At 37.9% G+C, this 24,342-nt stretch carries 36 protein-coding genes and 4 tRNA genes; 39 read left to right on the top strand and 1 reads right to left on the bottom strand.

Annotated features, from left to right (window positions below; all coding sequences use genetic code 11):
• The first annotated feature begins 53 nt into the window (after positions 1-53).
• From AAHJ11_RS01615 to AAHJ11_RS01440, 36 genes are all read left to right on the top strand, one after another.
• Positions 54-248 carry a hypothetical protein gene (locus tag AAHJ11_RS01615; RefSeq protein ID WP_008775948.1) on the top strand — a complete coding sequence of 65 codons (195 nt, stop codon included), beginning with the start codon at positions 54-56 and terminating at the stop codon, positions 246-248.
• 13 nt (positions 249-261) lie between these two features.
• Positions 262-525: a hypothetical protein gene (locus AAHJ11_RS01610; RefSeq protein WP_413578976.1), complete on the top strand. Its 264-nt coding sequence runs from the start codon at positions 262-264 to the stop codon at positions 523-525.
• Positions 522-713 (top strand): hypothetical protein, encoded by a 192-nt coding sequence (locus AAHJ11_RS01605; RefSeq protein WP_004300202.1) that lies wholly within the window; start codon positions 522-524, stop codon positions 711-713. The genes AAHJ11_RS01610 and AAHJ11_RS01605 overlap by 4 nt, the downstream gene beginning before the upstream one ends.
• 62 nt (positions 714-775) lie before the next feature.
• Positions 776-846: transfer RNA gene (locus AAHJ11_RS01600), tRNA-OTHER, on the top strand.
• A gap of 95 nt (positions 847-941) precedes the next feature.
• Positions 942-1,047: transfer RNA gene (locus AAHJ11_RS01595), tRNA-Leu, on the top strand.
• Positions 1,048-1,274: 227 nt separating this feature from the next.
• A tRNA-OTHER gene (locus AAHJ11_RS01590) sits at positions 1,275-1,341 on the top strand.
• Positions 1,342-1,441: 100 nt separating this feature from the next.
• Positions 1,442-1,524: transfer RNA gene (locus tag AAHJ11_RS01585), tRNA-OTHER, on the top strand.
• 235 nt (positions 1,525-1,759) lie between these two features.
• Positions 1,760-2,356 (top strand): ERF family protein, encoded by a 597-nt coding sequence (locus AAHJ11_RS01580; protein ID WP_413578975.1) that lies wholly within the window; start codon positions 1,760-1,762, stop codon positions 2,354-2,356.
• Positions 2,353-3,261: a hypothetical protein gene (locus AAHJ11_RS01575; RefSeq protein ID WP_413578974.1), complete on the top strand. Its 909-nt coding sequence runs from the start codon at positions 2,353-2,355 to the stop codon at positions 3,259-3,261. Before AAHJ11_RS01580 ends, AAHJ11_RS01575 begins: the two co-directional genes overlap by 4 nt.
• Entirely contained in the window at positions 3,258-3,731 is a 474-nt protein-coding gene (locus tag AAHJ11_RS01570; RefSeq protein WP_413578973.1) for a single-stranded DNA-binding protein, read from the top strand. Before AAHJ11_RS01575 ends, AAHJ11_RS01570 begins: the two co-directional genes overlap by 4 nt.
• A 2-nt stretch (positions 3,732-3,733) precedes the next feature.
• Positions 3,734-4,153 (top strand): hypothetical protein, encoded by a 420-nt coding sequence (locus tag AAHJ11_RS01565; RefSeq protein WP_413578972.1) that lies wholly within the window; start codon positions 3,734-3,736, stop codon positions 4,151-4,153.
• 24 nt (positions 4,154-4,177) lie between these two features.
• Entirely contained in the window at positions 4,178-4,786 is a 609-nt protein-coding gene (locus AAHJ11_RS01560) for a hypothetical protein (protein WP_413578971.1), read from the top strand.
• Positions 4,783-6,519 carry a DEAD/DEAH box helicase gene (locus tag AAHJ11_RS01555; RefSeq protein ID WP_258973921.1) on the top strand — a complete coding sequence of 579 codons (1,737 nt, stop codon included), beginning with the start codon at positions 4,783-4,785 and terminating at the stop codon, positions 6,517-6,519. The genes AAHJ11_RS01560 and AAHJ11_RS01555 overlap by 4 nt, the downstream gene beginning before the upstream one ends.
• 177 nt (positions 6,520-6,696) lie before the next feature.
• Entirely contained in the window at positions 6,697-7,146 is a 450-nt protein-coding gene (locus AAHJ11_RS01550) for a VRR-NUC domain-containing protein (protein ID WP_217929605.1), read from the top strand.
• Entirely contained in the window at positions 7,143-8,006 is an 864-nt protein-coding gene (locus AAHJ11_RS01545) for a hypothetical protein (protein ID WP_413578970.1), read from the top strand. Before AAHJ11_RS01550 ends, AAHJ11_RS01545 begins: the two co-directional genes overlap by 4 nt.
• Complete coding sequence (locus tag AAHJ11_RS01540) at positions 7,915-8,658, top strand: AAA family ATPase (RefSeq protein ID WP_009039409.1); 744 nt, start codon at positions 7,915-7,917, stop codon at positions 8,656-8,658. The genes AAHJ11_RS01545 and AAHJ11_RS01540 overlap by 92 nt, the downstream gene beginning before the upstream one ends.
• 5 nt (positions 8,659-8,663) lie before the next feature.
• Complete coding sequence (locus AAHJ11_RS01535; RefSeq protein ID WP_008775937.1) at positions 8,664-8,852, top strand: hypothetical protein; 189 nt, start codon at positions 8,664-8,666, stop codon at positions 8,850-8,852.
• Positions 8,853-8,953: 101 nt separating this feature from the next.
• Positions 8,954-10,672, top strand: a complete 1,719-nt coding sequence (locus AAHJ11_RS01530; protein ID WP_413578969.1) for a ParB/RepB/Spo0J family partition protein — start codon at positions 8,954-8,956, stop codon at positions 10,670-10,672.
• Positions 10,673-10,699: 27 nt separating this feature from the next.
• Positions 10,700-11,464 (top strand): HNH endonuclease signature motif containing protein, encoded by a 765-nt coding sequence (locus AAHJ11_RS01525; protein ID WP_413578968.1) that lies wholly within the window; start codon positions 10,700-10,702, stop codon positions 11,462-11,464.
• Complete coding sequence (locus AAHJ11_RS01520) at positions 11,461-11,901, top strand: hypothetical protein (protein ID WP_413578966.1); 441 nt, start codon at positions 11,461-11,463, stop codon at positions 11,899-11,901. The genes AAHJ11_RS01525 and AAHJ11_RS01520 overlap by 4 nt, the downstream gene beginning before the upstream one ends.
• 106 nt (positions 11,902-12,007) lie before the next feature.
• Complete coding sequence (locus AAHJ11_RS01515) at positions 12,008-12,301, top strand: hypothetical protein (RefSeq protein WP_004318818.1); 294 nt, start codon at positions 12,008-12,010, stop codon at positions 12,299-12,301.
• Positions 12,302-12,361: 60 nt separating this feature from the next.
• The gene (locus tag AAHJ11_RS01510; RefSeq protein WP_004311535.1) at positions 12,362-13,018 is read left to right on the top strand and encodes a ParB N-terminal domain-containing protein; all 657 of its coding nucleotides are present in this window, start codon (positions 12,362-12,364) and stop codon (positions 13,016-13,018) included.
• Positions 12,987-13,739: a hypothetical protein gene (locus AAHJ11_RS01505; protein ID WP_195663717.1), complete on the top strand. Its 753-nt coding sequence runs from the start codon at positions 12,987-12,989 to the stop codon at positions 13,737-13,739. Before AAHJ11_RS01510 ends, AAHJ11_RS01505 begins: the two co-directional genes overlap by 32 nt.
• A 111-nt stretch (positions 13,740-13,850) precedes the next feature.
• Positions 13,851-14,426 (top strand): hypothetical protein, encoded by a 576-nt coding sequence (locus tag AAHJ11_RS01500; RefSeq protein WP_413578965.1) that lies wholly within the window; start codon positions 13,851-13,853, stop codon positions 14,424-14,426.
• Between the two features lie 48 nt (positions 14,427-14,474).
• The gene (locus tag AAHJ11_RS01495) at positions 14,475-15,122 is read left to right on the top strand and encodes a DUF3560 domain-containing protein (protein WP_008765970.1); all 648 of its coding nucleotides are present in this window, start codon (positions 14,475-14,477) and stop codon (positions 15,120-15,122) included.
• A 28-nt stretch (positions 15,123-15,150) separates the two neighbouring features.
• The gene (locus AAHJ11_RS01490) at positions 15,151-15,615 is read left to right on the top strand and encodes a hypothetical protein (protein WP_413578964.1); all 465 of its coding nucleotides are present in this window, start codon (positions 15,151-15,153) and stop codon (positions 15,613-15,615) included.
• Positions 15,612-15,950, top strand: a complete 339-nt coding sequence (locus AAHJ11_RS01485) for a hypothetical protein (RefSeq protein ID WP_413578963.1) — start codon at positions 15,612-15,614, stop codon at positions 15,948-15,950. The genes AAHJ11_RS01490 and AAHJ11_RS01485 overlap by 4 nt, the downstream gene beginning before the upstream one ends.
• Before the next feature lie 9 nt (positions 15,951-15,959).
• Positions 15,960-16,673: a phosphoadenosine phosphosulfate reductase family protein gene (locus AAHJ11_RS01480; RefSeq protein WP_413578962.1), complete on the top strand. Its 714-nt coding sequence runs from the start codon at positions 15,960-15,962 to the stop codon at positions 16,671-16,673.
• A 5-nt stretch (positions 16,674-16,678) separates the two neighbouring features.
• Positions 16,679-17,062, top strand: a complete 384-nt coding sequence (locus AAHJ11_RS01475; RefSeq protein ID WP_413578961.1) for a hypothetical protein — start codon at positions 16,679-16,681, stop codon at positions 17,060-17,062.
• A 169-nt stretch (positions 17,063-17,231) separates the two neighbouring features.
• Positions 17,232-17,474 (top strand): hypothetical protein, encoded by a 243-nt coding sequence (locus tag AAHJ11_RS01470; RefSeq protein WP_149964706.1) that lies wholly within the window; start codon positions 17,232-17,234, stop codon positions 17,472-17,474.
• Positions 17,475-17,562: 88 nt separating this feature from the next.
• Positions 17,563-17,808, top strand: coding sequence for a hypothetical protein (locus AAHJ11_RS01465; RefSeq protein WP_008765965.1), 246 nt, complete (start codon positions 17,563-17,565; stop codon positions 17,806-17,808).
• Positions 17,809-17,831: 23 nt separating this feature from the next.
• Positions 17,832-18,338: a hypothetical protein gene (locus AAHJ11_RS01460; protein WP_117512287.1), complete on the top strand. Its 507-nt coding sequence runs from the start codon at positions 17,832-17,834 to the stop codon at positions 18,336-18,338.
• Between the two features lie 11 nt (positions 18,339-18,349).
• Positions 18,350-18,952 carry a hypothetical protein gene (locus AAHJ11_RS01455; protein ID WP_117512288.1) on the top strand — a complete coding sequence of 201 codons (603 nt, stop codon included), beginning with the start codon at positions 18,350-18,352 and terminating at the stop codon, positions 18,950-18,952.
• Positions 18,953-18,968: 16 nt separating this feature from the next.
• Positions 18,969-20,075, top strand: coding sequence for a tyrosine-type recombinase/integrase (locus AAHJ11_RS01450; protein WP_004311542.1), 1,107 nt, complete (start codon positions 18,969-18,971; stop codon positions 20,073-20,075).
• Positions 20,032-21,024 (top strand): SAM-dependent DNA methyltransferase, encoded by a 993-nt coding sequence (locus AAHJ11_RS01445; protein ID WP_413578960.1) that lies wholly within the window; start codon positions 20,032-20,034, stop codon positions 21,022-21,024. The genes AAHJ11_RS01450 and AAHJ11_RS01445 overlap by 44 nt, the downstream gene beginning before the upstream one ends.
• A gap of 18 nt (positions 21,025-21,042) precedes the next feature.
• Positions 21,043-21,372: a DUF551 domain-containing protein gene (locus AAHJ11_RS01440; RefSeq protein ID WP_413578959.1), complete on the top strand. Its 330-nt coding sequence runs from the start codon at positions 21,043-21,045 to the stop codon at positions 21,370-21,372.
• Positions 21,373-21,455: 83 nt separating this feature from the next.
• Here the strand turns inward: AAHJ11_RS01440 and AAHJ11_RS01435 are convergent, their stop codons facing one another.
• Positions 21,456-21,905 carry a hypothetical protein gene (locus AAHJ11_RS01435; protein WP_342989469.1) on the bottom strand — a complete coding sequence of 150 codons (450 nt, stop codon included), beginning with the start codon at positions 21,903-21,905 and terminating at the stop codon, positions 21,456-21,458.
• 47 nt (positions 21,906-21,952) lie between these two features.
• On the opposite strand from AAHJ11_RS01435, the gene AAHJ11_RS01430 reads away from it, so the two are divergent.
• The 3 genes from AAHJ11_RS01430 to AAHJ11_RS01420 all read left to right on the top strand — a co-directional run bounded on the left by AAHJ11_RS01430 (position 21,953) and on the right by AAHJ11_RS01420 (position 24,342).
• The gene (locus tag AAHJ11_RS01430) at positions 21,953-22,390 is read left to right on the top strand and encodes an ASCH domain-containing protein (RefSeq protein ID WP_413578958.1); all 438 of its coding nucleotides are present in this window, start codon (positions 21,953-21,955) and stop codon (positions 22,388-22,390) included.
• A gap of 628 nt (positions 22,391-23,018) precedes the next feature.
• Positions 23,019-23,810, top strand: a complete 792-nt coding sequence (locus AAHJ11_RS01425) for an NAD-dependent epimerase/dehydratase family protein (protein WP_413579265.1) — start codon at positions 23,019-23,021, stop codon at positions 23,808-23,810.
• Complete coding sequence (locus AAHJ11_RS01420; protein WP_413578957.1) at positions 23,779-24,342, top strand: hypothetical protein; 564 nt, start codon at positions 23,779-23,781, stop codon at positions 24,340-24,342. The genes AAHJ11_RS01425 and AAHJ11_RS01420 overlap by 32 nt, the downstream gene beginning before the upstream one ends.

The following is a 24,342-nucleotide window of genomic DNA, read 5'->3' as shown; positions in this document are numbered from 1 at the left end:
GATGCTGCCGATCGAATTGGTTCGGGGGAGCTTTTATTTTAAAATTAATCAGTATGGAAAAAGAAAAGAGTATCATGTGCATTCTCCGTGAAATGGAGATTGATGACAAAAAAGACTTTCCCATTTCCAAAAGGGCGTATCTTTTGAATCTGACCTCTTACAGGCTAAAAGAGAAGGAGCCTGATAAAAAATGGGGGATTAAGTCTGATAGAAACAGTGGTATTGTTACGGTCACACGAGTTGAGTAAGTAATTAAAGCTTATGGAAACTATTAGGGGTGAAATGGCTGAAATATTGCTGGATAATATTCTTCGTGTGATGTCTACGGAGACATTCGGAAAAGATAAGTCTGCATATTACGTAGGTGGGGAAAAGAAATTGATGAATCTTATAGAAGCGGGTAAGATTGAAAGTGATAAGCCCACTAATGTCCAAAACGGTAAATGGCATTGTAATGCTGCTCAAGTATTACTTCATTGCCGATGTGCGGGAAGGAAAGTTAAATATAAAAAACGGAAGAAATGAAAAAGATTAAAGTGATACAGTATGCCATGATGTTCATTGCCTTATGGACAACACTGTATCTTATAGATAGCATTGAAGTTAGTAAGAAAGAATTTATTGCTGCTTTTGTATTGGTGACTGTCGTATCAGTGAATTATATCTGTTTTCGATACTACGAAGATAGGAAACAAAATAAAGATAGCCTGTGAAGGTCTGCATTGCTTAATTTTAGTATTTGTCATGTTTATTTAGCCCGGTTCGCCGGGCATCTGCCGGGATAGCCCAGTTGGTTAGAGCGCATGTTTCTACATGAGGTCAGCGGTTCGAATTCGTTTCCCGGTTCAACTCAATCAGAGTTAAGTAACCCGTGAGGGGGAAAATTATGTTTGTATCAATAACAATCAATCAATGTAGCCGGAAGCGTCTGGCTACGACCTGAAGGAATGGCGGAATTGGCAGACGCGCTACTCAACAATAGGGAGTGTCAGCCCTTAGATGTAGTGAGCATGACAACTCATCCCGGTTCGAGTCCGGGTTCCTTCACAGAGAATTTTTCTTTTTATGTTTAACTAATGTTGCCAGCGAAAAGGACGCTGTAGGGTTAAAGCCCCTGTTATTTGAGTTTTAATTGTTCTATACTATTCTGGTGTGCTTTGAACGGCTATCCGGAAGCAAGAAGCTCGTGAGAGTGCTATTTAATAGTTAATGTCGTGTTTTATTTTGTGTTTGTGTTCTAGGTGAATGGTTCGTGAGAATAGTTCACTTAAAACGGATGGCTGGTGTAATTGGCAGCATACGCAGGTATGCGTGATGTGGGTTCGAGCCCCACGCCATTCACCCTTCTGATCCTATTAAATTATAGTAGTTCATGAGTTTTGTTTTGTGTTTGTGATTGGGGTGTATGGTCTGTGAAGATAGTGCACCTTTTTAATTAATCGGGCGGATATGTATATCGTTGGTTGAAACTGCGGTGAGGTGCACCAATATTCCGTGAGACCGGTTCGACTCCGGTTCCGTCCACTAGCATTTACATTATGTATAAATCAGGGAGCCGTACACCCTTCAAGCGTAGCCGTTCCATAAGGTACATTGGATTATTCATTTTCTTATTTTTCTGCCTGTACAATATCGTACAGGCAGTTTTTTGTTACAAAAAAGGCGTTAAAATGGCGAAGTTTCTGTTTGCACATCTTGTCAATAAAAGATAACTTTATAGATGTAAAGAATTAAAAGTCAAACCATTAATTTCAGAATTATGAAAGAATTAGTAACTATTCAGCAAAAGCTGAAAGCCCCCAAAGGGCAATTTAATAAGTTCGGTAGTTACAAATACCGTAGTTGTGAGGATATTCTTGAGTCAGTAAAACCTATCCTTACTGAAACAAAGTGTTCATTAACTCTCAGTGATGAGATGGTGCCAGTAGGCAATAGAATTTATGTAAAAGCAACTGCCACTTTAACCAACGAAAAAGGGGAAAAAGAAATAGTGACTGCTTTTGCGAGAGAAGAGGAAACAAAGAAGGGAATGGACGGTAGCCAAATTACCGGAGCCTCATCTTCTTATGCAAGAAAGTATGCTCTTAACGGTCTATTTTGCATTGATGATACAAAAGACAGTGATGCAACTAACACTCACGATAAAGAAGATGCGCAACAGCCTGCAAAAACACCGGCTAGTATGAAGAATCCAGTTTATACTGGTGCTCAACTGAAAAAGGCTATTGCCGATATGCTTGCTGTCAAAAGCAGAGCTGAACTTGAAAAAATATGGTATGGTAATCCGGCTATGCAAAATGATAAAGAGTTTGTAAATGCTTGTATGGAAATGGGCAAAATTTATCCTGCATCATGATAGAGTTGGTTAAATCGAGTGTGGTTTTCTCAGAAGAGAACCACACATATTTTCTTGGTGAAAAGCAACTGAAAGGTATTACCGGAATGATAAGCCGGCAACTATTTCCCAATAAGTATAGGGATATTCCAGAATACATATTGAAAAAAGCTGCTGAAAAAGGCAGTCGTATTCATGGACAATGCCAGTTTGCTGATGTAACAGGATTACCACCTGAAAGTGTTGAAGCTATTAACTATATCAGGGAAAGAGTAAATGCCGGATATAAGGCTTTTGCCAATGAGTACACTGTTTCAGATAATGAATATTTTGCATCGAATATTGATTGTGTTTGGGAAAAGGACGAGAAAATCAGCCTTGGTGACATCAAGACTACTGCAAGTCTTGACCGTGAGTATTTGAGTTGGCAGTTATCAATTTATGCCTATTTGTTTGAACTTCAAAATCCACTAATTAAAGTTGATAAATTGTTTGGAATTTGGCTACGAGGTGATAAATCTGAATTGGTTGAGATTGAGCGTAAACCGGATGCAGAGGTTAAGAGATTACTGGAGTGTGAGATTAAAGGTGAACAGTTCTTACCTAATGCTCCTGTTCCAGCCGATGAGAAGCTGCTTATTCCTATGCAATTAGTAAATACTATTATTGATATAGAGGAACAGGCGAGTTATATCGCTGAAGTGCAGAAAGGTTATAAGGAACAGCTTAAAAGTGTCATGCGTGAGAACGGTGTTAAATCATGGGACGCCGGTCGGCTGCGTGTTAGCTATACTCCCTCTTCAACGGGTAAGAGTTTTGATGCAAAGAAGTTTCAGGAAGATCACCCGGAACTTTATTCCCAATATTTAAAAACGTCAACTAAAGCGGATAGTATTCGTGTAACTATAAGGGAGGAAGGAAAATGAGTGTTAATAAAGTAATTCTTATAGGGCGTGCCGGTAAAGACCCGGATGTGAGAACATTGGACGGTGGAGCAAAAGTAGCTTCTTTATCTTTTGCCACAACAGATAAAGCGTACACCTTGCAAAATGGAACCCAGGTGCCGGAACGTACAGAATGGCATAATCTTATTTTTTGGAATAAGACTGCTGAAATAGTTGAGAAGTACGTCCATAAAGGAGATAAGTTGTATATAGAAGGTAAGTTACGCACTCGTAACTATGATGATAGCAAAGGAGTTAAACGTTACATAACTGAAGTCTTTGTTGATAGTATCGAGATGCTTACACCGAAAGTTCAGCAACAGGCTGCTCCTGTACCACCACCGTTACCAATGCAACAGCCTACACAGAGACAGCAACAACAAGTACAGCAGCCTGCATATCAGCAACAGCCATATCAACAGGTATCACCACCTGATGATTTACCATTCTAAATATGGCAGAAGCTATTCTAACAAAACAAAATGGGGTAGTCACAATGGATAAGTCGTTTGACTACCTCTGTTCCACGCTCAAAAATGGAACTTACACTGTAAGCATCAAGAGAAAGGTAGAACCGCGTACCCTGTCGCAAAATGCGCTCATGTGGCTGTGGTTTGCCTGTATTGAGAGGGAGACAGGCACGGATAAGTTGGATGTACATGATTACTATTGCTGGAAGTTTCTTCCACGGCAAATATGTATGAATGGAAATATTGTTTCGGTTGTTGGAAGTACTTCTAAATTGAATACGATCCAAATGAAAACTTTCATGGATAAGGTCCAGGCTGATGCTGCCACCGAATTAGGAATCAATTTGCCATTACCTGTTGACCAGTACTATAAAGATTTTATTAATGAATACCTGCATAGGTAAGTATTAACTAAAAGTTTAATTAAAATGGATTTGAATATTTCAAAAGCAAAATTGACCAAAAAGGGATGTCTTGAAGTGGTCTATGCAGACAAGGAGGGAAACGATATCGTTTTCAAGGGGATTAATCCTGTTCATCCGGATTTGAAGGATTCGCTAAACAAGCTCGTACCTTACATGGTAGATATTACAGAGCAGAAAGAATCCCAGTACATTAACTGGGAACGTCCGGAGTCATGTCTTGAAGATGAGTTTTTCAAAAAATTCAATGTCACTGGTGTCAGCATTGGTGGTGACTCTTCCTTTGAAGTCTGTGTGTTGACAGGTAAGCGAACCCTTATGACGAGCAAAGTCCTTAATCTTTGTTCTCCTGGTATTGGTTTCGACCCGGACAATGAATCGTATGCGCATTGTGAGGAGTTTCGTGATGCGGTTTACAATTTTTTGTATGAGGCTGAACAATATGTTACAGAGAATAAATGTTCAGAGATTCAAAGAGAATTCGAGTTTAAAGATGGTGATGACCCGTTTGAGAAGACAGATGAAGCTGCTGATGTAATGAATGAGGATGGTGATGATAATGAGATACGCTCAACTGTTGAACATCAAGAATTAGTATTAGAGCCTGCTTCATGAAACCAATCTATGTGACTAAGACGCCCAATCTGTACCGGATTCAGTTCGAGTATCATCCAAAGTTGGTCGAGGTCATAAAGATGATACCAAGTAAGCCACGCTACGACGGAACAGACCGGGCGTGGCTTGTTAGTATCAATGATGCGCGTTATCCTGTTGGACGTGATGCCAATTGGTATGTGAGAGCTTTTTCGCAGTGGGCTGTTCAGATGCGTTATTGTTCTACTGTCAAGGAACGTGAGGTTACTGAAGATATAAATTATGATATTCCTCCGATGAAACCTTTTGTCGGTGAACACTATATGTTACTTCAACCTTACGAGTATCAACTTGAGGGAGTACAGTATGCAATAGAGCACAAACGCTGTTTTTTTGGTGACCAGCCCGGGTTAGGTAAAACGTTGCAAGCTATATGTGCAGTTGTTAAAGCACATAGAGAAGCGCCTATATACGGTGAATCTTTTCCAGTACTTGTAATTTGCCCTGCTGCATTGAAAGTCAACTGGCAACGTGAATTCAAGAAATTCGCAGGGATTAACGCCATTATACTTGATGACAGAAACCGCCAGTCCTGGCAATCTTTTTATGAGTGTAAGAAGTCTGATGGCAGCCCACTTTGTGAGGTATTCATTACGAATTATGAATCACTGAATAAGTTTTTTGTGAGGTCTGTAAATAAGGAATCTAAGTTCACAATGAAAAGTATTGCTTTCGATCAGCGTGTCTCTTTGTTCAGGTCTGTTATCATTGACGAATCTCATAAATGTAAATCAAGTAAGACGCAGCAAGGAAAGTTTGTAGAAGGTATCTGCAAAGGAAAACGATATGTATTCGCATTGACCGGTACTCCTGTTGTCAACAATAATACAGACTTGATACAACAATTGAAAATATTAGGTCGATTAGAGGACTTTGGAGGTTATAGCCGGTATGTTGAAAGATATTGTGATGGTCCTAAACAGGCATCCAACGTTAAGGAACTGAATTGGCGGTTATGGAATACTTGTTTCTTCCGTCGTGAGAAGTCGAAAGTACTAACACAACTTCCGGACAAGACTCGTCAATACTTGACAGTTGATATCACTACCACCAAAGAATACAAAGCTGCCGAGGCTGATATGGTAAAATACTTGAAGAAATACAAGAACGCTTCGGATGAGCAGGTGCAGAAATCAATGAATGGTGCCGTCATGGTGCAGATGCAACTTTTAAAGCAGATATCTGCCAGAGGTAAAATCAAGGCTGTTTGTGAATTTGTCCATGATGTTATTGACGGTGGTGAGAAGCTGATACTTTTCGGTTACTTGAAAGAAGTTGTAGCAGAACTGAAAAAGGAATTTCCTAAAGCTGTTACTGTAACGGGTTCCGATAATGTCAACCAAAAGCAATATGCCGTTGACTCTTTCCAAAATAATCCGGATTGTAAACTGATTATTCTGAATTTCAAATCGGGTGGTACCGGGCTTACTTTGACGGCTGCCAGTCGAGTAGCATTTATTGAATTTCCATGGACATTCAGTGATTGTGAACAGGCAGAAGATCGGGCACACCGTAACGGGCAGAAGAACAACGTTAACTGCTATTACTTCTTAGGTAAGGATACTATTGACAAGTATATGTATGATGTGATTCAAACAAAGAAGAACATTGCTAACGGTGTAACCGGAACGGATGACCAAGTAGAAGAGAATATGGTGAATCTTGCAATGGACTTGTTTAGGGATAAATTATGAAGCCATTTAGATTAGTTATAAATGGACAGAGAACTCATATTCAGGAATACAAGAAAGAAATGTTGTTCGGTCCTGAATGGGAAACCATAATATCCTTTGTCGGTTGCAGGAACAGGTGTAAACAAATCGTTGACCTTCTAAATGAATGTGCTACGATTTCAAAAAACAAGCAGAAAAATGACTGAAGAAGATATTCGTAAATTGGAGGTGAAATATTCTGAAACCAAGATACAACACATTTGTGTAACTTGGTTCAGAGAAACGTTTCCCAATGTCGGCCCTTTACTCTTTGCTATACCAAACGGCGGCGTCAGGACAAAGAAAAGCGGTGCTATGCGTAAATATGAAGGTGCCATCGCTGGTGTTGCTGACTTGATTCTGCTTTTTCCTCGCGGTGGTAAGAGCAGTCTTTGTATAGAGATGAAAACTCCACGTGTAAAAGGTAAACGTGCCGGAACGCAGTCTGATGGGCAAAAAGAGTGGCAGGCATTAGTAGAGAAATATGGTAGTGTATATGTTGTTTGTCATGGGTTGATTGAGTTCATTAATAGCGTTTGCGGTTATTTGAAAGCTGACCCTCAACCTTATATAAACAATGTCTTACGGAATTATTATAAATTGATATGACTTATATTGAACTTATCAATAGGTTTTGGGAACTTGACGAAAGCTGGCAATTTTCCTGCTGTGAAACGAGGCTTTATTTTTACTTGCTAAAAATTGCGAATCGTTTAGGCTGGGAGGATAACTGGACACGTAGTGATACAAAGGTGTCATCTGACGTGGGAGTGTCTGTAAAAGTATTCAAGTCCGCCCGAAATAGATTAGTTCAAGCAGGTCTTATTGAATGTAAACAAGGCAATGGAAGAGGCAATAAATCAACGTATTCTATAAAAGGTGTACAAAAAGGTATGCAAAATATACCACCTTTACGGCATCCTTTAGGTACACCTTTAGGGTATCCTTTAGGTGCACCTTTTCAAGAAAGCTCCCCCATACCCCCTAAAGAAGAATATAAGACAGAGACAAAGACAAAGAAAGAACCCCCTAAAGGGGGTAAGAAAGAAAGTAGCTCTGGCGAGCTTTTCCCACCCTCTAAACCGGAGAAACCTAAAAGAGTCGCAAAAGAATTTATAGCTCCTACGCTTGATGAGGTTATTCAACACTTCATAAAGCAAAATGCTCCGGAACGGTTAGATGATTGGCAAGAGCAAGCAGAAATATTCTTCAATCACTTTGACTCGATAGGGTGGAAGAATGCTAATGGAGTGAAAATTGAACGGTGGGATTCCAAAGCAAACCTTTGGATACTGGATCGCATACGTGAAAATCGAAAAAATGAATTAGACCATGACGGAAGAGGAAAAGAATCTATCAAGCAAGCTTCAAAATTTGATGGAGAAGGAAGCTGGCAAGCGCAAGCTGACGCTCCAACAGATAGAGAACCTGATACAAAGGCACAAAGAAAGTATTCAGAACGTTTCTGAATATGACTTAACTGATACGCAAGAGTATTACAGCCATTGGAATTTAATTTCTAACCTTGGTACGGATTATACGGAACGGGAGTTTAGAAAATTTGATGTTGATGATAACAACTCTAAACTAATTCAGTTTCTTCTGTACTATTTCAACGGATGTCGGTATGCTCAAAATGTGTTTCCGGAAGAGAATTACAAGGTTCATAAGAATCTTTTGCTTGTTGGTGAACCTGGCACCGGGAAAACAATGTTGATGCAGATTTTTGCAGATTATTTGAAACTTACTTGTAACCCCAATGCTTTTGAAAACTTGTCTGTTACTCAAATGATGAATTATTATAAAATTCATGGGCATATTGACTTGTACACTTACAATGAGAATCAATCCAAAGGATTTAAACCAAATCCCTTTAATATCTGCTTGAATGATATCGGTTTGGAAACGGAAAATCAAAAATCGTATGGTACCAGTCTCGATTCGGTTATTGATGAATTTCTTTATGCCCGGTATGAGATTTTTCAGCAATACGGCAAGAAGTATCATATAACATCGAATCTTGGCATAGCCGAATTTAAGAAACGTTTTGGGCCAAGATTAGTGGATCGTTTTAAAACGTTTAATGTTCTCCCCCTGTGTGGCGAGAGTCGTAGAATATAGCTACTATGAAAGTTACAATTTACTGGGTTACTAAAGATTCGGATAAAATTGCTCGTATCAGAGAGCGTTTCGGTATTGGAACGTATCGAAGTGTGAACGGTGAAACGCCTGCTGAAATACGAGAAGAAGATATGGAACTTCTTCGGGAAACTGAAAGAAGAGGATTTATTCAAATACGTAATAAGCCCACATGAAAATGGCGTTAAAATGGCGAAGTTTCTGTTTGCATAACTTGTCATTTTACGATAACTTTACTGATGTAATGAATTAAAAGTCAAACCAATATAATTAAATTATGGAAGTACAAAACATTAGAATTGACCTTATTAGTCCTTCTCCTTTGAATCCGAGAAAGACTTTTGATGAAGCAGCTCTTGAAGAGCTCGCAAGCAACATTGAAAAGCAAGGCTTATTGCAGCCTATCACCGTCAGGGTAGCCAAATCCGAAGATTTTACTGACTTAGAGACTGGCGGTGTTACGACAATTCCCTGTTCGTATGAAATTGTTTGCGGTGAGCGTCGTTTTCGGGCTGTGTCACTTTTGAAAACAAAGGAAGATGAAGCGAATGTTGCAAAAATCAAAGCCCATCGAAAAAAGTCGGAAAAATTTCAGACAATATCCTGCATTGTCAGAGAAATGACAGATGATGAGGCTTTTGAAGCGATGATTACCGAGAATCTTCAAAGAAAAGATGTTGATCCCATCGAAGAAGCTTTTGCCTTTGCGCAGTTGGCTGAAAAAGGACGAACTTTGGAAGATATCGCTCTTAAAATAGGAAAGTCTACCCGGTTTGTTTTTGACCGTATTAAATTGAATTCTCTTATTCCTGAACTAAAAGAGCGGGTAAGAAATGGAGATATACCATTGTCCGGTGCTATGATTCTTTCTAAATTGGATGAAGATACTCAAAAAGAGTTTCATGAGGAGGAGGAAGAACAATGTACTACTGCTATGATTCGAGAATTTGTGAGTAATTCTTTCATGGAGCTTGGTAACGCACCTTGGATTAAAGATGATTCCGATAATTGGGAAAATACTGATATTAAATCATGTTCTCAATGTGAGAATAATACGTGTAATCATGGTTGTTTGTTCTATGAAATGAATAGTAAGGATGCTAGATGTATCAATGCTGCTTGCTATGAGAAAAAACAGATTGCTTATGTGACGCGGAAAATTCAACTAGAATATGAACATCTTGTTAAAGTTGGCGAACCTCTTTCATTTGGAAAAACAATAATTATCGCTAGACGTCCCGATACATATTGGGGAGAAGATAGAAAGGTTTTCTATGAAAAAACTTTGGAAGCTGTTAAACAACTTGGATTTGAAATAGTTGATCCTGATGAAATCTTTAGATGTAAGTGCTGGTATTCAGAAGATGATGAACGCACTTTGAAAATGCTTGAAGATGGAGAAGTTTATCGTTGTCTTTCATTTTTTGGACATTATTCTCCCGAATTTAACGTTAGTTTCTATTATGTTAGAAAAGAAACGGCTTCCTCTACTTCCGCCGTTGCCGATCTAAAAGAGATAGAAAGGGAAAAAATAAACGCCCAATTAAAAAGAGCGAAGGATATAGTCAAGGAGAAGTCTGCTGAAGAAATGCGCAAGTGGGCGCAAGAGAAAACATATTATCAGAGAACAAAAGAATTCTCTGAAAATGAACAACTTGTTTTTGATGTGCTGGTTCTTAGCGGTTGTAGCAGTACTTATCTTGAAAAACTGAATTTGAAAAAATGGAATGGTGAGAGTGATTTTGTAAATTATGTCAAGAACAACCAAGCTGACCGACACCAATGGTATAGAGCCTTTATTGCTGAATGCTTATCATCGAATAATGTGAATTTCTACTCCTATTTGCAAAAGTGTCAGAAAATCCTTTTTGCAGAACAATATCCGGATGATTTCAAGGCGCTCTCTAAGAAACTTGCGGATTCATATGATAAGAAAGAAAAGAAGCTCAAAGAAAGACTGAAAGAGCTAAATAACGATAACACAGAGGAAGCCTAGCGGTTTCCTCTCTTTATTGATGCACTTATGAAAACATGGACTGACGAGCAACTTACTATACTTGACAGTGAGTACCCGACTGCTGATTTAAAAGAACTTGCCGGGCGTCTTGGTAAAACACTTGAAGCTGTTAAATCCAAAGCTTTGATTCGTAAACTGAAACGTTCTCCGGACGTGAGGGTTTGGAGTCCGGAGAGAAGACAAAAATTGATAGTTCTTTATCCTAATCATACAAATCTTGAAATAGCTTCGATGCTTGGCTCAACTGAAAGTGCAGTTTCCGGTATGGCTTTCAAACTTAAATTGAGAAAGTCGGCAAAGTTCTTATTTGAACATTCTTCAAAAGGGTTCTTTCCCAAAGGACACCAACCGATGAATAAGGGACGTAAGCAAACGGAATATATGTCAGATGAACAATTAGCAAAAACGAAAGCTACTCGATTTAAGAAAGGACATATCCCCAAAAATCATAAACCAGTCGGTTATGAACGCATAACTCGTGACGGTTACATTGAAGTGAAAACTGCTGAACCGAATGTCTTTGAACTTAAACATCGGCTTGTATGGATTGAGCATAATGGAGAAATCCCCCCTGGTTATAATATTCAGTTTAAGGATGGCAATAGGCAAAACGTTTCCATTGAGAACCTTTACATGATCAGTCGTTCTGAACAATTAAAAAAAGAGAATTCTTTGTATGCCCGATATCCGGAAGATGTTCAGTACCTAATCAAGCTAAAAGGAGCTTTGAATAGACAAATTAATAAAGCAACAAAAAAGAATGAATCATGACTGATGGAGCAATAGATAGATTGAAAGAAATGGTTAATAAACCATTCCTTTATCAGAATGAGGAAGTTGTAATTCTCAATTACTGTGACGGTACCGGTGATGATGGTACCGAAGTTGAGATATACTTGAATAATGGCAAAGTGTTAGTGTTTAGTATGTTTGATTTGGCTTCCAAGTTGAACCGTTTCCGGCCAATAACAAATACAGTTGTCGTGTTAGCGAATGAACGGTTGAATAAGGTGTCAACTGTGAATCCTACTATTTTGAACGATTTGAGGGATTTGGTTCTTCAACAAATTAAGGATGTGAAAGAAGATCCTAGTAAAGTGAGCCAAGCAAAACAAGTTTTCCAAGGGGTTAATACCGTAATCAATCTTGCCAAAACAGAATTGGAATACAGGAAGTATTTGGATACAACAGACCCTCAAAATAAATAATTAGTATGCTGATAGGTAAAGAATATGTTCATTGGTTTCGCATCAGAGACCAACCTAATAGAATCGTGTGAGATTATTCATAGTCTAACAATTTAACCCGATCGATATGATAACATTGAATAGGTTTGCCCAGAGATGCTTGAATATCATGAGGAAGCGCTTTAAGATGAATGAGCATAGCTCAAGAAAAGCGTTTAGTATAAGAATTGAAGCCGTTTGGAGAAAATTCGATATTGCTTCTAAATATAGGAGTGATAATCTTCCTAAATATTCGGAAGATGAAGAATTGGCAGCCGAGATGATAATTTACCTTGTTGCCTATTTAAAAAGATTTGGTTGTGAGGACATTGAACAGCTTATCAAAGATAAGATAGAGTTCGATGATAGAAAAAATGATTAGGTGTTGTTACTGACTGTTTGTGTTGTTGATTTTGTGTTGTTGATTTTAATATAGTTAGTTATGACAGAGATTATTCAAGTCTGCCTACTTGATTTTAATAAGGGGCAGCTCACGGGATTGCCGAAAAATCCACGTTTTTTTCGTGATTACCGCTTTGAAGCGATGAAGAAAAGCATTCAGGATTCGCCAGAGATGCTTGAGCTTCGAGAACTTATAGTTTTTCCCTACAATGATGGCAGATATATTGTTGTTTGTGGTAATTTACGTTTGCGAGCTTGCAAGGAGTTAGGTTATAAAGAACTGCCTTGTAAAATTCTGGCACCTGATACCCCCGTTAAAAAGTTGAGGGAATATGCCACTAAAGATAATGTCAATTTTGGTGAGAATGATTTGGACGTTATGGAAAACGAGTGGAATAAGGCGGAACTCCAAGACTGGGGCATCGAATTTGCCCCGGAGAAGAAAGAGGATGAATTTAAAGAGCGCTTCGATGCCATCACGGATGATACAGCCATTTATCCTCTCATTCCAAAGTATGACGAAAAACATGAGTTGTTTATCATCACCTCAAGTAATGAGGTAGATAGCAACTGGCTTCGTGAAAGGCTGGACATGCAGCACATGAAGTCGTACAAAACCGGGAAAATAAGTAAATCCAATGTAATTGATATAAAAGACGTTCGCCATGCCCTGCAAGATAGTAATACCAAGTCATAAACGCCATGACCGGGTGTTCGCTAAAAAGTTGGTGAACGATCCTATCATTTGCGTTGCTGAAAGTCAAGCTGACTTATATCAGCAATTTAACCCGGAATGTGAAATTGTTACTCATCCTGACGACGTTATAGGCCTCATCCCGAAACGTAACTGGATGGCAAAGCATTTTGGAGAACTTTTCATGCTTGATGATGATGTCCATGCCTGCAAACCTATTTATGTGGAAAAAGGAGAACCTAGCCGGATAAAGGATAAAGATAAGATTACTAATATCATTCAGTCATTATTTGAGATGGCCAGTATGATGGATGTACATCTGTTTGGCTTCACCGCTCGGATATCGCCGGTAATGTATGATGAATCCGCTTTTCTTTCTCTTTCGAAAATGATAACCGGTTGCAGTTATGGAGTAATCTATAACAAAAACACTTGGTGGAATGAGGAAATACGTTTGAAGGAAGATTTTTGGATTTCTTGTTACATGAAGTACAAAGAGCGTAAGGTTTTAACCGATTTGCGGTATAATTTTGAGCAAAAGAACACTTTTGTAAATGCTGGCGGGCTTGCTTCTATAAGGAATCAGGAAGAGGAACGTAAATCTATCCTCTTTATCAAAAAGAATTTTGGTGATAGTATTTTACTAAAGAGTGCAACCACTAATGGGAAAGACAAAACAAAGCAGCTTGTTCAGTATAATATATCGTGCAAATTCAAATTCTAATAGTCTGTAAAAAAGGCGTTTAAATGGTGCCCATTCTGTTTGCCATATTCGTCTTTTTTAGCTAACTTTACTGATGTAATCAATTAAAAGTCAAACCATTAAATTAGAATTATGATTATAAGAACAGTTTGCAGATATGATTTCTTTGAGGTGAGTTCTGCAATGCAGAAAGCCATTAGGCGAGCCGACACCGGGGTAGCCGGCTTTTTTGCATTGGAACTTTGGGCGAGTGGGTACCGCGACTATGTGTGGAAGCGTCTGTTTACCATTAGTGCTGAAGATTGCTATGGAATCATTACTAAAGAGATAGAAGCATTGTGGCAGGGGCATGAGCTGGTAAACAAGACTGCTACTGAACCCAAAGGGAGGATATTTGTCAGTAAAGCTGTTATTCTCCTTTGTGAATGTAGAAAGAATCGTGATGCGGATCATTTGCAAAACTTCATTTATGATAGAAAGGATATTGATATAGAAAAGTGGATAAATGATGTCAGGCGTTATCCTATTCCTATTCCAGACTATACTTTCGATGTACATACACGAAAGGGTAAAAAACATGGGAGAACCAAAGAAGAATTCTTTCGGGAAGAATACAAGGCGTTACAACCTCGTGTTCCTGGTTTATTCGATGATTTGGTTCAACCCAGTCAACCAAAGTTATTTAATGATGAAACCACGGCTAAGTAGCTGTGGTTTCTCATTTTTCATATAAGTCAAACCAATTTAATTAAGAAAATGAACACGTATTACAAATTTGCGCCAAATGTATTTTTGGCAAAGTGTGATGAGAAGCATGAAAAAGGTGAAACTATTGAGGTTACTACCAAGTACGGTAAGGAGAACGAAAGTATAGTATTTAATCTAATCTTCGAGAAAGATGGATTTTACTATTACTCCATTGTTAGAGCTGACGGCTTTAATGCTCAAGAATGGGCGAAGCGACGAGCGGAACGTCGTAGGAAATGGGCTGCATCTGCTGTACAGAGAAGTAATGAATACTATAATAAGTCCAACAAAGATAAAGATTTTCTTTCCCTTGGTGAACCTATAAAAGTAGGACATCATAGCGAAAAGCGACATAGAAAAGCGATAGACGATGCTTGGAACAATATGGGTAAAAGTGTTCAGTTTGACGAAAAAGCAGCAGAACACGAAAGTAAAGCAGAATATTGGGATAAGAGAGCTAATACCATAAATTTGTCAATGCCTGAAAGCATAGATTTCTATGAGCATAAATTAGAAGTCGCAAAGGAGTATCATGCAGGTGTCAAATCTGGGAAGTATCCACGTATGCACTCTTACACTTTAACTTATGCTAAGAAAGATGTAAACGAAGCTCAAAAGAATTATGACCTTGCAGTAAAGCTGTGGGGCGATGTTTAATAATCTGTAGTATCTCAAATAATTTACTATGAGAGAATTATCAAAAGAAACCTCATTACAAAGGGTAATGAGGGCTTCAGGTCGTGTACCTGTACAATGCTCATGCAGTGTTTGTAAACAACAATGTCATACGCCATGTTTAGGTACTCCTGATGATATTGAACGAATAATTGATGCTGGTTATGCCGACAGGTTAGCACTGACAAACTGGGCTGCTGGCATATTCCTAGGGGTTATTAATATTGCTATTCCGATGATTCAGCCCGTTGCTGGCAAGGAGTCTTGTGCTTTTTTCGAGAATGGACTGTGTATCTTACACGATAAGGATTTGAAGCCCACTGAAGGACGTTTGTCTCATCACACTGTCAGGAAGGATAACTTCAATCCGACTATGAGTATTGCTTGGAACGTTGCAAAAGAATGGCTGATGCCGGAGAATGAGGATGTACTTTCTCGTGTAGTAAATAAATTCTTGAATGCGAGGAAGCCATGAATGTGTATCAATCAATACCTCGTAGAGATTGTAAGGTGTTTGCTAAATGTGGAGCAAAATCCTTATCACATTGCCGGCGGCACCGTGAAACTGATGAGAAGTGTAAAAGTTGTACTCTTATTCGTCGTAAGCCACGTAATCGGATTATAGATGATTCAGGACGTGAAATGAAAAGATGTACCCATTGCGGAAATTACTTTTATTTGAACCGGTTCTACAATCGTATAGTGGTGAGAAAAGGTAAGGAATATCATTTGTTGACTTCCTGGTGCCGTATGTGTATGTCACAGATTAATAATGAGAGGGCAAAGAAGAAAAAGGAACTTGTCTATTAATTTTTTTGTATGAAATATTATGCTTCAGTCAGTTTTGGAAAGGATTCCTTAGCAATGCTTTTCATGCTAATAGAAAAAGGATATCAGTTGGATGAAGTCGTTTTCTATGATACTGGTATGGAATTTCAGGCAATCTATAACACTCGTGATGCTGTTCTTCCAATTCTTAAAAAACTTGGCATTAAATATACAGAACTGCATCCGGAGCAACCTTTTCTTTGGACAATGTTTGAAAGACCGGTTAAGAAAAGAGGGACCAATATTATCCATAAAAAAGGATATAGTTGGTGTGGGGGAACATGTCGGTGGGGAACGAGTGAAAAACTTCGTGCATTGAAAGCTCACACAAAAGACGGGATTGATTATGTCGGTATTGCTGCCGATGAGACGCATCGCTTTGAAAAAGAAAATCGGCCTAATCGGATTTTACCACTTCGTGACTGGGGTGTTACAGAAGCAGATGCACTCCAGTACTGTTACACAAAAGGCTTTGTTTGGCATGAGGATGGAGTAAGGCTATATGAACTGCTTGATCGTGTGAGTTGCTGGTGTTGTGGAAATAAGAACTTGAAGGAGTTGAAGAATATGTATTTATACCTTCCATGGTATTGGAAAAAGCTGAAAGAGCTTCAGCTAAACACTGATAGGCCTTATAGGCGTAATAGTGGAGAAACCATTTTTGATTTAGAGGAAAGATTTAAACGTGAAATGCAACGAAAATAGTTATTATGATTCCCTTATGTATAAATGGAAAAGATTATTATGATCGAGAAGAAGCACTTGCTGCCTGGTTCGAGGAATGGTTAATGAAACAAGACTTTGAGCAAGATCTTATTGATCGAGAGCTGGAGCTTGAATATCGAAAGACTCATCCTGATTGGAACACTCCTTATGTGATGTATGGTGTTCGTAAAAAACATAAGTGTATCCAAAAGAATGAAATTGCCGTGTTTTATGACTTGTTACCGAGACAAAAGCGTGCTCGTACTGCTGAAACACATTGGTATAAAGTATTGTACAAGAGAAAGGCCACTCCTGAAGAAGTTGAGTCACTCAAGGCTGGGGAATATACCCGTAGATATTTGGTGTATTCCCTGTTTATTGAGAAGTAAATGACTCTTGACAAGGCTTTATCTCTTATAGTTGCCGATGATAAATTATTAGGAATTGCTGATAATACCATCTCTGAAATTGTAACAGCCTTTGAGACTTTCTTTAACCGTAAATTTAGAATTTATAAACCCGAGTTTACAACTCAACTTAATTTATTTACAGATTAATATGAAAACAACAATTATTTCATGTGTGATTTTGTTTGTGTTCCTGCTATATGTAGGACACTTTTCTATAACAATCAAGCCGTTCACAGTCCAACTTCCATACTGGCATCGTTCGCTCGGGCTGTTTTTGTTGATCCTCTCTTTTATAGTGTATAATGCCGGTGAACATGCAAAAGGCTATCTTGATGGTTTAAAAGAGGGTGAGAGGATAATATTTGATTTGTTGAAGAAAAAGACCGAGTAAAATGGCGTTAAAATGGCGAAGATTCTGTTTGCTAAACTTGTCAATAACGATTACCTTTATAGATGTAAAGCATTAAAAGTCAATCAATATGAAGAGGAATGAAAAAATAGAAAAATTAGAAAGACTAGGTATTTTCAATCAATGGAAATATAATACAGAAAGAGCAAATGAGACATTTAATATTGAGTGTCCTGACTTCTCAATGACAAATGAAGAACGGATGAACAATTTGTTAGATGTTGATTGCTGCTTTCATCGGTTTCTAGCTATTTCATTCCCTTTTTATAATACTCCTGAAGGTGCTGTTTTTTGGGAGAATATTGCAAAAAAATAATCGAACTTAATTGAATTGAAATTATGAGTAAAAAAGATTTAATAGAGCAGAACATCACAAGAGTTCAAGAATATGTGAGGGAACTTATTGAAGATGCAAAGTGGAATAATGGTGTTTCGGAAACTCTTGAATCTACTTCAATAATTGTAGGTAATAGTGATGATATCTATGATTTTGCAATTTTATTTGCTTCTAATAGTGAATGTGTTTATTGTGAATTCATAAATGGTAAAATAGAGTACATTGATTGTGAACTAGATTGTGAAATATGCCAATTTGAAGGAAGACTAATTTTTCAATATATAAACGGAAGTTTTCATAATCCTACTAGTCAAATTATCGAACTGTCAAAATTGCTGATGAAAGGCGAATTAAAAGACACAAAAAGTATCTTTTGTTCTATGGTACTTCGATTAATGGATACTGAAGAATACAGTAACAATTATTGCAAATCTTTGGATTTAGTTCTGAGGCTGTTTCCTGAAATAGATGGAGAATTATTAGAAAAGGAATTGGATAGATATATTTAAGCATTACAAGGATGAGTAAAATGAATTTAAATGAATTAAGAGACAAAGCATATAAAACAGCTTGTGAACATGGGTTTCACGATCAAGAGCTAAGTAACAATCATTTTCTTTGCCTTGTGATTTCTGAACTGATGGAAGCTGTGGAAGCAGATAGAAAAGGAAGGCGTGCTAATGTTGATCGGTATAATAAGAAGATTGCTAACAGCCGCATTTGTCAAGGATTGGATTCTGACATTCCCAAAGAGCGCGGTTACGAAGTTGCATATAACGAAACCATTAAAGGTTCAATCGAAGAAGAATTAGCTGATGCTGTTATCCGCTTGCTTGATCTTGCAGGACTTCGAGGAATAAGCCCTGCCAACGGAGATATTGATGACTGTATTGAAGATATGGCAGAAGCCTGTAAAGGCGAAACTTTTACCGAATCAATCTATTTCATCTCTACACTTCCCGTTAGATATGACGGAATATTTGATTTTTCTACAGCCGTGAATGATATGATACTATCTATTTTCGGGCTTGCCAAGCACTTAGATGTAGACCTGCTTTGGCACATCGAGCAGAAAATGAAGTATAACGAACTCCGTGAAAAGATGCACGGGAAGAAGTATTAACTCTCATAACAAAAAAATGGATGATAAACGAAAACAAATATTGGTAGATTACATATCCTACCTGTATACGACGGGTAGGAGCTATGATAGCATCGGGAAATACATCAAATATGTGACTGATTTTCTTGAAAATTCCGAAGAAATCAATCGTCGTGGTTATTATAAATATAAACATAAAAATGCTGATGCTATGGTGCGCCATTCGTTTATGTGTGAGGCTGTTTGTGATTTATTGTCTTATCTTAAAATCGGATATGGCCGACGGGAAAAGGCTGTAAAGCCTTTGGAGAAACTTGAGGTTATTTCAGAGAAGAATAAGAAACTGCTTAATGATTTTATAATATGGTTGACTGATAACAATGATTATTCCTCTCACACAATTGATGTCTATTATACCTCGTTGAGAAAATATTTTGAATACGCCAATGAACTAAATATGGATAATTGCAGACGATTTATAAAAAGCCTTGAAGAGGAAAAACTTTCTCCAGCTACCATTCGATTACGTATTACAGCCATTGAGAAGTTCTCCAAATGGGTGAAGAAACCTATTGAACTGAAACGACCTAGAATGAAACGCAAGTTGGATGTAAACAATGTGCCGACAGAAGAGGAATATAATAGGTTACTGGAGTATCTGAAAACAAAACTCAACAAGGATTACTATTTCTTCATTAAGGTATTGGGTACTACAGGAGCTCGGCTCTCGGAGTTTCAGCAATTCACGTGGGAGGATATAGCGGCCGGCGAAGTTGTTTTGAAAGGGAAAGGGAACAAGTATCGGCGTTTCTTTTTCCAAAAGCAATTGCAGAGGGAAGTGAAGGACTATATAAAGGAGACAGGCAAGTCCGGTACTCTTGCTGTCGGGAGATTCGGGCCGTTGACTCAAAGAGGTCTTTCACAGCATCTGAAAGTATGGGGTAAACATTGTGGTATCGATTCGAAAAAAATGCACGCTCACGCCTTCCGGCACTTCTTTGCTAAAATGTTCCTGAAGAAAACCAAAGATGTAATTCAATTAGCAGACCTTCTTGGTCATGGTAGTGTAGATACAACAAGAATTTATTTACAAAAAAGTTATGATGAACAACAAAGAGACTTTAATAAAAACGTTACGTGGTAGTGTAGCCCAGCTCAATGAATTGTCGGATATGACTGAAGGCATAGATGTTTATGACGCTGCCGGATATGTTGATACTGAATTTCTTATGGAAGCGCTTTCCTGTGTTAATACTTTTATGGATGCGAGTAATATGGTTATTACGAAAATATCCTCACTGTTAGCGCCGGACGCTCCGGTTGATGAAAAGAAGAAACAGGCTGATGAAGGTAAGAAATGGAATGTGGAAGAAATACTGAAACATTGTACTCTTGAGGATAGTGTTCTTAAACTTCCGAAAGTACAATTCAATAAGAAATCCTACGTTGAAGCAAAGAAATGGATAGAAGAAGCTGGCGGCTCATGGCAGGGAGGTAAGATACAGGGATTCACATTTCCTTTTAATCCGGAACGTGTGTTCTCCATCTTGAAAGAAGGTAAGCGATGCGATTTGCAAAAAGATTTTCAGTTCTTTGAAACACCTGCTGATATTGCAGACTGGCTGGTAATGCTTGCCGGTGGAATTCACGAAACAGATACCGTACTTGAACCAAGTGCCGGACGTGGTGCTCTGATAAAAGCGATTCATCGGTCGTGCCCGTCAGTAACAGTTGAATGCTATGAACTGATGCCGGAAAACAGGGAGTTCCTTCATACACTTGATAACGTAATATTGCTTGATGAAGATTTTACGAAAGACAGTGTAGGACATTACACTAAAATTATTGCTAATCCTCCATTTTCCGGTAATCAGGATATTGACCATGTAAGACTTATGTATGAACGCTTGGAAGAAAGTGGAATTCTTGCAGCTATTACCAGTCAGCATTGGAAATTTGCGTCTGAAAAGAAATGTGTTGAGTTCCGGGAATGGTTGGAAGAAGTTCATGGAGAAGTTTTTGAAATTGGAGCCGGTGAATTCAAGGAAAGTGGAACAACTGTTAGCACTATGGCAGTTGTAATAAAAAAGTGATTTATAACAATGATGATTATGAAGCAAATAGAAAAAGCAGCAGAAAAATATGCTCTTGAATGTCAAAAAGAAGAAGGTTATCCTTCTCCGATGTATGATAGCTGTGATGCTAAGGATATGCGCGAATGTGCTTTCAAATCCGGTGCAGAATGGCAGGCAAAACAATCCCCTTGGATTAGCATAAAAGATGGTTTGCCGGAAGTTAACACTATAGTTCTAACCAAAGGAGCGTATGGATATCTTATTTGTTTTCTTTCAACTCTTGGTGAATGGGAAACTGGAGCAAACGTCAATGAAGGAAGATTAGCCATAACCCATTGGATGCCGATACCGAAATTTAGCGAATAAATATATTATAATTCTCCTTTCAATGAAGTTGCCCCTGCCTTGGAATATGAAGTGACGAGGGCAGTTCTCTATTTATTGGTGTTTTACCGTTGGGTAAAAGAATACATTTTACGACTGGCTATTTGCTTATTTATAATTTTTAGTCCTAATATTTGAAATATAAATAAATAGCCTTTGTTATATGTTTCTATGTATTTAATCGTGTGATCTATTTCCGAGGTAATACGTTTATTTCGTGGGTCTTGCTCCCACTTTACTTTTAAATCGCTAAGTATTCTTTTGGTTATTTCAAAATATTCAGGAAAATTTCTCAGTTCAAAACATGTTGCAATTTGTCTATCTAGCATGATATGATCTTTACCGTCTTCAGGTTCAACTAGTTGTTTTATTAATTGATGGTAAGTTTTGAATCTTAAATCTCTTTGACTTAAATTCTTTTCTGTAATAAATTTATACAATGGAACAATTACTCCAAAAAATGAAATAAAGACTCCTAGCAGTTTAATAAATAGGTCGTTATTTATATATTCCATATATCATAAGAATTTGGACATGCAAAGTAAATAATAAAAAATAATATATGAAAGCAATAACAATAAAACAACCATGGGCTTTTTTGATAGTTCATGGTATCAAGGATATCGAAAATCGTACTTGGGCGTGTCCTGAGAAATACATCGGGCATAGGGTGTTAATCCATGCAAGTGGAAAACCTGTAGAAATGAGAAATCCCAATAGTGTATTTACAAAGGCTCAATGGGATAGTCTGCCTGTTGAGTTTCAACGAAAAATAATATGCGCAGAGGGCATTGTCAATTCTGCTATCATTGGAAGTGTAGAAATAATTGGATGCTCTATCAATCATCCTTCTAAATGGGCAGAGAAATCCGATGATAGTAAAGGCTATTATGAAAATCCTATTTATAACTGGGTATTAGCTAATCCAATACTTTTTGAAAGTCCTATTGAGAATGTAAAAGGTAGACTTTCTTTTTGGGATTATCTTAGTATTAAATAAGTAGAAATGGAATGTTCTGAGTGGAAGTATAGAGATAGCAGTTGAAGATTATACAACGGTTCCTTTCCCAACTTATTTGCATAGGTGTAATAAACGTGGATATGTAATTATGGAAAGTGAATGGAATATAACTAGTTGATTTATAGTAGTTTTTTTATTTTTTTTTGAAAAAAAGATAAATTCCTATGTGAATAATTTGGCTGATAGATAATTTGTTGTTATATTTGCAACGTCATTCAGTATGCCCGGGGAATGATAGAGATGCATTAATGCGATTTCATTACTATTTGTTAATTTTAATAATTGATTCAACATGAACAATTTTAAAAAAAGTGATGATATTTTGAAAAGGCAGAGAAACAGAGCGTATGCAGGATTGCATGCTACTAGAGAAGAGCTTGAAAGAGTTAAGGCTAGTAATGGAAATCTGTTATTGATGTTTTCCTTGGTGGGTTTAAGTATGTTTGTATTATCAATTTATTTATGCTCAAACGAATGAAGTAATTAAAAAGTAGGCTGAAATATATTTGCCATGTAAAGTATATAGGCTGTTTCAATTAATTTTGGAACAGCCTTTTTGTTGAACTTGGGTGTGTCTTTAAACAAGATGCACCCTTATTTTTTTGTGATGATGAGAAAAATGATTGTAACCGGCAGTGAAGGGTTTATTGGTAAAGCCCTTTGCCGAGAATTAGCAAAAAGAGGTGTTGAAGTCATAGGACTTGACCGAAAGTCTGGTACTGAAGCCACAAAAGTATGTGAACTCCTGAAGAATGGGGGGATTGATTGTGTGTTCCATTTGGCAGCGCAAACCAGTGTGTTTAATGGAAACCTGGAACAAATCAGGAAAGATAACATTGATACTTTCATGCGAGTAGCTGATGCATGTAACCAGTATCATGTAAAGTTAGTGTATGCCAGTTCGTCAACGGCTAATCCGGAGAATACCACTTCTATGTATGGAATAAGCAAGTATTTCGATGAACAGTATGCATCTATCTATTGTAAGGCTGCGACCGGGTGCCGGCTGCATAATGTATATTCACCAAACCCACGCGAAAGAACTCTTCTCTGGTTCCTGCTTAATAAGGAAAGGGTGTCATTATACAACTGCGGTCAGAATATCCGGTGCTTCACTTACATAGATGATATTGTCGAGGGACTTATCTATGCGGTGGGCTGTAACCGGCAACTTATTAATATTTGTAACGTCCAGCCTGTGACTACTATGTATTTTGCTTCTTTAGTAAAATACTACAAACCGCTTGAAATAGAGCTGATTAATGAAAAACGGGATTTTGACAATTTGGAGCAGTCGGTGAACCGGGATATCTATTTAGTACCTTTGTCTTACACATCTGTCGAGGACGGAGTAAAGAAGATCTTTGATGAAAGGAAAAGGAAAGATATATCGTATTGATGACTGGGATAAGCCGGAAGCGGTGAAATGTAAGAGCTGGTCTCATCAGGAACGGTTATGTGATCTGAAAGAAAAGGTATCACTTCATAAAAAGGGTGATATCTATTACATCTCCCAGTTCACTCGTTCCAAGACTGGTACCAGCTTTTCAGAAATTAAACAGTCGGAGGAACTTGCATCATTCTTTGCAGAGAGAGCGTGTGAGTTTCTCCACCGCTTCATAGTAGGGGGATATGAAGGATGGTGTATAGTCACCACACCGCGACGGAGACATAACGAGGGCTTTCATTTTTCAACCTCTATCTGTACGAAAATTGCGGGGGCGGTGAAAATACCATTTTATGAGAATGCAATCCAGTGCCTAACTAAAGATAGATTGAATCCGGATTTTTTTCTTCTTCGTCCGATAAAGGAAAAGAAAATTATAGTGTACGATGACATATTAACAACTGGCAGTACATTACTTGCCACCTATGAGCTTTTAAAAGATAGAGAGCAGCTTCTTTTTCTCATAGGAATAAACAATAATTGA

Source organism: Bacteroides sp. 90-K9/2, from assembly GCF_047310725.1.
In the GTDB taxonomy this organism is placed as follows: Bacteria; Bacteroidota; Bacteroidia; order Bacteroidales; family Bacteroidaceae; genus Bacteroides; species Bacteroides vicugnae.
Note: the sequence above shows the minus strand (reverse complement) of the source record. Positions and strands in the feature narration are given on the sequence as shown.

Bases quoted from the DNA above. Each gene is read 5' to 3' on its own strand.
- AAHJ11_RS01615 (WP_008775948.1), top strand. From the start codon at position 54: ATGGAAAAAGAAAAGAGTATCATGTGCATTCTCCGTGAAATGGAGATT.
- AAHJ11_RS01610 (WP_413578976.1), top strand. From the start codon at position 262: ATGGAAACTATTAGGGGTGAAATGGCTGAAATATTGCTGGATAATATT.
- AAHJ11_RS01605 (WP_004300202.1), top strand. From the start codon at position 522: ATGAAAAAGATTAAAGTGATACAGTATGCCATGATGTTCATTGCCTTA.
- AAHJ11_RS01580 (WP_413578975.1), top strand. From the start codon at position 1,760: ATGAAAGAATTAGTAACTATTCAGCAAAAGCTGAAAGCCCCCAAAGGG.
- AAHJ11_RS01575 (WP_413578974.1), top strand. From the start codon at position 2,353: ATGATAGAGTTGGTTAAATCGAGTGTGGTTTTCTCAGAAGAGAACCAC.
- AAHJ11_RS01570 (WP_413578973.1), top strand. From the start codon at position 3,258: ATGAGTGTTAATAAAGTAATTCTTATAGGGCGTGCCGGTAAAGACCCG.
- AAHJ11_RS01565 (WP_413578972.1), top strand. From the start codon at position 3,734: ATGGCAGAAGCTATTCTAACAAAACAAAATGGGGTAGTCACAATGGAT.
- AAHJ11_RS01560 (WP_413578971.1), top strand. From the start codon at position 4,178: ATGGATTTGAATATTTCAAAAGCAAAATTGACCAAAAAGGGATGTCTT.
- AAHJ11_RS01555 (WP_258973921.1), top strand. From the start codon at position 4,783: ATGAAACCAATCTATGTGACTAAGACGCCCAATCTGTACCGGATTCAG.
- AAHJ11_RS01550 (WP_217929605.1), top strand. From the start codon at position 6,697: ATGACTGAAGAAGATATTCGTAAATTGGAGGTGAAATATTCTGAAACC.
- AAHJ11_RS01545 (WP_413578970.1), top strand. From the start codon at position 7,143: ATGACTTATATTGAACTTATCAATAGGTTTTGGGAACTTGACGAAAGC.
- AAHJ11_RS01540 (WP_009039409.1), top strand. From the start codon at position 7,915: ATGGAGAAGGAAGCTGGCAAGCGCAAGCTGACGCTCCAACAGATAGAG.
- AAHJ11_RS01535 (WP_008775937.1), top strand. From the start codon at position 8,664: ATGAAAGTTACAATTTACTGGGTTACTAAAGATTCGGATAAAATTGCT.
- AAHJ11_RS01530 (WP_413578969.1), top strand. From the start codon at position 8,954: ATGGAAGTACAAAACATTAGAATTGACCTTATTAGTCCTTCTCCTTTG.
- AAHJ11_RS01525 (WP_413578968.1), top strand. From the start codon at position 10,700: ATGAAAACATGGACTGACGAGCAACTTACTATACTTGACAGTGAGTAC.
- AAHJ11_RS01520 (WP_413578966.1), top strand. From the start codon at position 11,461: ATGACTGATGGAGCAATAGATAGATTGAAAGAAATGGTTAATAAACCA.
- AAHJ11_RS01515 (WP_004318818.1), top strand. From the start codon at position 12,008: ATGATAACATTGAATAGGTTTGCCCAGAGATGCTTGAATATCATGAGG.
- AAHJ11_RS01510 (WP_004311535.1), top strand. From the start codon at position 12,362: ATGACAGAGATTATTCAAGTCTGCCTACTTGATTTTAATAAGGGGCAG.
- AAHJ11_RS01505 (WP_195663717.1), top strand. From the start codon at position 12,987: ATGCCCTGCAAGATAGTAATACCAAGTCATAAACGCCATGACCGGGTG.
- AAHJ11_RS01500 (WP_413578965.1), top strand. From the start codon at position 13,851: ATGATTATAAGAACAGTTTGCAGATATGATTTCTTTGAGGTGAGTTCT.
- AAHJ11_RS01495 (WP_008765970.1), top strand. From the start codon at position 14,475: ATGAACACGTATTACAAATTTGCGCCAAATGTATTTTTGGCAAAGTGT.
- AAHJ11_RS01490 (WP_413578964.1), top strand. From the start codon at position 15,151: ATGAGAGAATTATCAAAAGAAACCTCATTACAAAGGGTAATGAGGGCT.
- AAHJ11_RS01485 (WP_413578963.1), top strand. From the start codon at position 15,612: ATGAATGTGTATCAATCAATACCTCGTAGAGATTGTAAGGTGTTTGCT.
- AAHJ11_RS01480 (WP_413578962.1), top strand. From the start codon at position 15,960: ATGAAATATTATGCTTCAGTCAGTTTTGGAAAGGATTCCTTAGCAATG.
- AAHJ11_RS01475 (WP_413578961.1), top strand. From the start codon at position 16,679: ATGATTCCCTTATGTATAAATGGAAAAGATTATTATGATCGAGAAGAA.
- AAHJ11_RS01470 (WP_149964706.1), top strand. From the start codon at position 17,232: ATGAAAACAACAATTATTTCATGTGTGATTTTGTTTGTGTTCCTGCTA.
- AAHJ11_RS01465 (WP_008765965.1), top strand. From the start codon at position 17,563: ATGAAGAGGAATGAAAAAATAGAAAAATTAGAAAGACTAGGTATTTTC.
- AAHJ11_RS01460 (WP_117512287.1), top strand. From the start codon at position 17,832: ATGAGTAAAAAAGATTTAATAGAGCAGAACATCACAAGAGTTCAAGAA.
- AAHJ11_RS01455 (WP_117512288.1), top strand. From the start codon at position 18,350: ATGAGTAAAATGAATTTAAATGAATTAAGAGACAAAGCATATAAAACA.
- AAHJ11_RS01450 (WP_004311542.1), top strand. From the start codon at position 18,969: ATGGATGATAAACGAAAACAAATATTGGTAGATTACATATCCTACCTG.
- AAHJ11_RS01445 (WP_413578960.1), top strand. From the start codon at position 20,032: ATGATGAACAACAAAGAGACTTTAATAAAAACGTTACGTGGTAGTGTA.
- AAHJ11_RS01440 (WP_413578959.1), top strand. From the start codon at position 21,043: ATGAAGCAAATAGAAAAAGCAGCAGAAAAATATGCTCTTGAATGTCAA.
- AAHJ11_RS01435 (WP_342989469.1), bottom strand. From the start codon at position 21,905: ATGGAATATATAAATAACGACCTATTTATTAAACTGCTAGGAGTCTTT.
- AAHJ11_RS01430 (WP_413578958.1), top strand. From the start codon at position 21,953: ATGAAAGCAATAACAATAAAACAACCATGGGCTTTTTTGATAGTTCAT.
- AAHJ11_RS01425 (WP_413579265.1), top strand. From the start codon at position 23,019: ATGATGAGAAAAATGATTGTAACCGGCAGTGAAGGGTTTATTGGTAAA.
- AAHJ11_RS01420 (WP_413578957.1), top strand. From the start codon at position 23,779: ATGAAAGGAAAAGGAAAGATATATCGTATTGATGACTGGGATAAGCCG.